Origin of the sequence: Actinomycetospora rhizophila (assembly GCF_042657905.1) — a bacterium.
Lineage (GTDB): Bacteria > Actinomycetota > Actinomycetes > Mycobacteriales > Pseudonocardiaceae > Actinomycetospora > Actinomycetospora rhizophila.
This window is the reverse complement of record NZ_JBHSKG010000035.1, coordinates 1-5,435: the sequence shown is the minus strand read 5'-3', so window position 1 is coordinate 5,435 and position 5,435 is coordinate 1. Positions and strand designations below refer to the sequence as shown.

The window sequence follows — 5,435 nt, the reverse complement described above, 5'->3', positions numbered from 1 at the left end:
GTGGGGGTGGTCGGGTGTTCCGGCGGTGTCCTACTCTCCCACGACCTGTCGGTCGCAGTACCATCGGCGCTGGAGGGCTTAGCTTCCGGGTTCGGGATGGGTCCGGGCGTTTCCCCTCCGCTGTGACCACCGGAACACCCCACCACCCCCACCAGGGCCGGGGCCCGTGTGGGGTGGGGTGTGTGGTCGTTGGGATATGCACAGTGGACGCGAGTGGTCTGTTGCTTCGTTACGCAGTTGCCTGTCACGTCGTGATTGCTTGACGTGTGTGTGGGCAAGTCCTCGGCCTATTAGTACCAGTCCACTGAACGCCTTGCGGCGCTTACATGTCTGGCCTATCAACCCACTGGTCTGGTGGGGGCCTTAACCCTCGAAGGGTGGGAGACCTCATCTTGGAACAGGCTTCCCGCTTAGATGCCTTCAGCGGTTATCCTTTCCGAACGTAGCCAACCAGCCGTGCCCCTGGCGGGACAACTGGCACACCAGAGGTTCGTCCGTCCCGGTCCTCTCGTACTAGGGACAGCCTTCCTCAAGTCTCCTGCGCGCGCGGCGGATAGGGACCGAACTGTCTCACGACGTTCTAAACCCAGCTCGCGTACCGCTTTAATGGGCGAACAGCCCAACCCTTGGGACCTACTCCAGCCCCAGGATGCGACGAGCCGACATCGAGGTGCCAAACCATGCCGTCGATATGGACTCTTGGGCAAGATCAGCCTGTTATCCCCGGGGTACCTTTTATCCGTTGAGCGACACCCCATCCACCTGGTGGTGCCGGATCACTAGTCCCGACTTTCGTCCCTGCTCGACCCGTCGGTCTCACAGTCAAGCTCCCTTGTGCACTTGCACTCGACACCTGGTTGCCGACCAGGCTGAGGGAACCTTTGGGCGCCTCCGTTACCCTTTGGGAGGCAACCGCCCCAGTTAAACTACCCACCAGGCACTGTCCCTGAACCAGATCATGGTCCGAGGTTAGATGCCCAATTCGACCAGAGTGGTATTTCAACGTCGACTCCACGACCACTGGCGTGGCCGCTTCCCAGTCTCCCACCTATCCTACACAAGCCGAACCGAGCACCAATACCAAGCTGTAGTGAAGGTCCCGGGGTCTTTCCGTCCTGCCGCGCGTAACGAGCATCTTTACTCGTAGTGCAATTTCGCCGAGTCTGTGGTCGAGACAGCGGGGAAGTCGTTACGCCATTCGTGCAGGTCGGAACTTACCCGACAAGGAATTTCGCTACCTTAGGATGGTTATAGTTACCACCGCCGTTTACTGGCGCTTAAGTTCTCAGCTTCACCTTACGGTTAACCGGTCCCCTTAACGTTCCAGCACCGGGCAGGCGTCAGTCCGTATACATCGTCTTGCGACTTCGCACGGACCTGTGTTTTTAGTAAACAGTCGCTTCCCCCTGGTCTCTGCGGCCCCACCCCGCTAACCCGCAAGGGGTTTCACGGGACAGGGCCCCCCTTCTCCCGAAGTTACGGGGGCATTTTGCCGAATTCCTTGACCACAGTTCGCTCGAACGCCTCGGTATTCTCTACCTGACCACCTGTGTTGGTTTGGGGTACGGGTCGCGTAGGAACTCGCTAGAGGCTTTTCTCGGCAGCATGGGATCACTCTGCTTCGCCTCAAACGGCTATGCGTCACGTCTCAGCCTGCATGGCCCGCGGATTTGCCTACGGACCGGCCTACACGCTTGCACCAGCACTACCACTAGCTGGCGGAGCTGCCCTCCTGCGTCACCCCATCGCTTGGCTACTACCAGGCGGGGTCCCGCGCTCCCCACCACCAGCTCCCGAAGGAGACTGGGGTGGTTCGGGCGGTTAGCACACCTGGATTCGCCAGGGACGCGCCTACACGAGCACGGGAATATCAACCCGTTGTCCATCGACTACGCCTGTCGGCCTCGCCTTAGGTCCCGGCTCACCCTGGGCGGAAAAACCTGGCCCAGGAACCCTTGGTCATCCGGCGGCAGAGTTTCTCACTCTGCTATCGCTACTCATGCCTGCATTCTCACTCACACGGGCTCCACGGCTGGATCACTCCGCCGCTTCACCGCCCGCATGACGCTCCCCTACCCAACACCACCACCAGCAATGCCACACAAGGCACGCAGTGTTCACGCGGTGTTGCCGCGGCTTCGGCGGTGCGCTTGAGCCCCGCTACATTGTCGGCGCAGGACCACTTGACCAGTGAGCTATTACGCACTCTTTCAAGGATGGCTGCTTCTAAGCCAACCTCCTGGTTGTCTGGGCGATCCCACATCCTTTCCCACTTAGCGCACGCTTAGGGGCCTTAGCCGGCGATCTGGGCTGTTTCCCTCTCGACGACGAACCTTATCGCCCGCCGTCTCACTGCCGCGCTCGAGCTCACCGGCATTCGGAGTTTGGCTGACTTCAGTAAGCTTGTGGGCCCCCTAGGCCAACCAGTGCTCTACCTCCGGTGAGTAACACGCGACGCTGCACCTAAATGCATTTCGGGGAGAACCAGCTATCACGGAGTTTGATTGGCCTTTCACCCCTACCCACAGCTCATCCCCCAGGTTTTCAACCCTGGTGGGTTCGGGCCTCCACGCCGTCTTACCGGCGCTTCACCCTGGCCATGGGTAGATCACCCCGCTTCGGGTCTAGAGCACGCGACTAGATAACGCCCTGTTCGGACTCGCTTTCGCTACGGCTACCCCACACGGGTTAACCTCGCCACGTACCGCTAACTCGCAGGCTCATTCTTCAAAAGGCACGCCATCACCCCGCTATAAAGCTAAGGCTCTGACGGCTTGTAGGCACACGGTTTCAGGTACTATTTCACTCCCCTCCCGGGGTACTTTTCACCTTTCCCTCACGGTACTTGTCCGCTATCGGTCATCAGGGAGTATTTAGGCTTACCGGGTGGTCCCGGCAGATTCACAGCGAATTACACGGGCTCGCTGCTACTCGGGCACGCCACAACGCATGCTCGCAGTGTTTTCGCCTACGGGGGTCTCACCCTCTACGCCGACGCGTCCCAACGCCTTCGACTAACACCACGAACACCCGCACCACCGCGGCAGCAGTGGTACATGACGCCCCACAACACCCCACCAGCAACACCTGCCGGCTATCACACAGGCGGGGTTTAGCCTCTTCCGCTTTCGCTCGCCACTACTCACGGAATCACTCTTGTTTTCTTCTCCTGCGGGTACTGAGATGTTTCACTTCCCCGCGTTCCCTCCCACCGTCCTATACATTCAGACAGCGGTGACACCCCATGACGGGTGCCGGGTTACCCCATTCGGACACCCTCGGATCAACGCTCGGTTGACAGCTCCCCGAGGACTATCGCGGCCTCCCACGTCCTTCATCGGCTCCTGATGCCCAGGCATCCACCGTGCGCCCTTGACAACTTGACCAACACACACATCAAGTAATCACGACATAAATGTGCACAGAAACAAAAGATGCTCGCGTCCACTGTACAATTCTCAACGACCACACGAACCGAGGCCGCACCCCACCCACAGGCGAAGCCGGCCCCGACCGTCCCCAGAGACAACCACCCCACCCGGCGAACCAGGCGACGTTGTCCTCTCAGGACCCAACAGTGTGCTGCCCCCGACCACCATCACAGTGGCCAGGAGATGTCCGGTGTTTCCACATTTTCTCGAGCAACCCGATCCCACACCCCGACCCGCAGGCCGGGGAAGGTACTGGGGCCCTCCACCACCAAGCACGGTGTGGACGCGGACACTCGCCGCGACGATCACACCCACCGATGGTGTTCGGTGAAGCTCCTTAGAAAGGAGGTGATCCAGCCGCACCTTCCGGTACGGCTACCTTGTTACGACTTCGTCCCAATCGCCAGTCCCACCTTCGACCGCTCCCCCCCACAAGGGGTTGGGCCACGGGCTTCGGGTGTTACCGACTTTCGTGACGTGACGGGCGGTGTGTACAAGGCCCGGGAACGTATTCACCGCAGCGTTGCTGATCTGCGATTACTAGCGACTCCGACTTCACGGGGTCGAGTTGCAGACCCCGATCCGAACTGAGACCGGCTTTACGAGATTCGCTCCACCTCACGGTTTCGCAGCCCTCTGTACCGGCCATTGTAGCATGTGTGAAGCCCTGGACATAAGGGGCATGATGACTTGACGTCATCCCCACCTTCCTCCGAGTTGACCCCGGCAGTCTCCCATGAGTCCCCGGCATAACCCGCTGGCAACATAGGACAAGGGTTGCGCTCGTTGCGGGACTTAACCCAACATCTCACGACACGAGCTGACGACAGCCATGCACCACCTGCACACCAACCACAAGGGAACGCCCATCTCTGGACGCGTCTGGTGCATGTCAAACCCAGGTAAGGTTCTTCGCGTTGCATCGAATTAATCCACATGCTCCGCCGCTTGTGCGGGCCCCCGTCAATTCCTTTGAGTTTTAGCCTTGCGGCCGTACTCCCCAGGCGGGGCGCTTAATGCGTTAGCTGCGGCACGGAACCCGTGGAATGGACCCCACACCTAGCGCCCAACGTTTACGGCATGGACTACCAGGGTATCTAATCCTGTTCGCTACCCATGCTTTCGCTCCTCAGCGTCAGTATCGGCCCAGAGACCCGCCTTCGCCACCGGTGTTCCTCCTGATATCTGCGCATTTCACCGCTACACCAGGAATTCCAGTCTCCCCTGCCGAACTCTAGTGATGCCCGTATCGACCGCACGCCCAGAGTTAAGCCCCAGGTTTTCACGGCCGACGTGACACACCGCCTACGAGCTCTTTACGCCCAATAATTCCGGACAACGCTCGCACCCTACGTATTACCGCGGCTGCTGGCACGTAGTTGGCCGGTGCTTCTTCTCGACCTACCGTCAACCCCCCAACAAGGAGGGCCTTCGTCGATCGCGAAAGAGGTTTACAACCCGAAGGCCGTCATCCCTCACGCGGCGTTGCTGCGTCAGGCTTCCGCCCATTGCGCAAGATTCCCCACTGCTGCCTCCCGTAGGAGTCTGGGCCGTGTCTCAGTCCCAGTGTGGCCGATCACCCTCTCAGGCCGGCTATCCGTCGTCGCCTTGGTAGGCCATCACCCCACCAACAAGCTGATAGACCGCGGGCCCATCCCCCACCGAAAAAACTTTCCACCACCAGACATGCATCCAGTGGTCCTATCCGGTATTAGACCCAGTTTCCCAGGCTTATCCCGAAGTGGAGGGCAGGTCACCCACGTGTTACTCACCCGTTCGCCGCTCGTGTACCCCGAAGGGCCTTACCGCTCGACTTGCATGTGTTAAGCACGCCGCCAGCGTTCGTCCTGAGCCAGGATCAAACTCTCCAACAAAAAACATTGGAACAAACAGTCCCAGCAAAAAAGCCCGACCCCCACTGGCAAGAAAGGTCAGACCCACTCAAAGAAACCCCACGACACCACAACCACTCACAAAAAGCAGACATGATGCCGACGAGGACAA

General features: G+C 59.7%; 3 rRNA genes. All 3 read right to left on the bottom strand.

The features are described from left to right. Positions 1–17 precede the first annotated feature (17 nt). The 3 genes from rrf to ACFPK1_RS32940 all read right to left on the bottom strand — a co-directional run bounded on the left by rrf (position 18) and on the right by ACFPK1_RS32940 (position 5,305). Positions 18–134, bottom strand: a 5S ribosomal RNA gene (gene rrf, locus ACFPK1_RS32950). Between the two features lie 136 nt (positions 135–270). Continuing rightward, positions 271–3,386 (bottom strand): 23S ribosomal RNA (locus ACFPK1_RS32945). A 386-nt stretch (positions 3,387–3,772) separates the two neighbouring features. After that, positions 3,773–5,305: ribosomal RNA gene (locus ACFPK1_RS32940) — 16S ribosomal RNA — on the bottom strand. The 16S, 23S and 5S rRNA genes sit together here, the layout of an rRNA operon. Between the last annotated feature and the right edge of the window lie 130 nt (positions 5,306–5,435).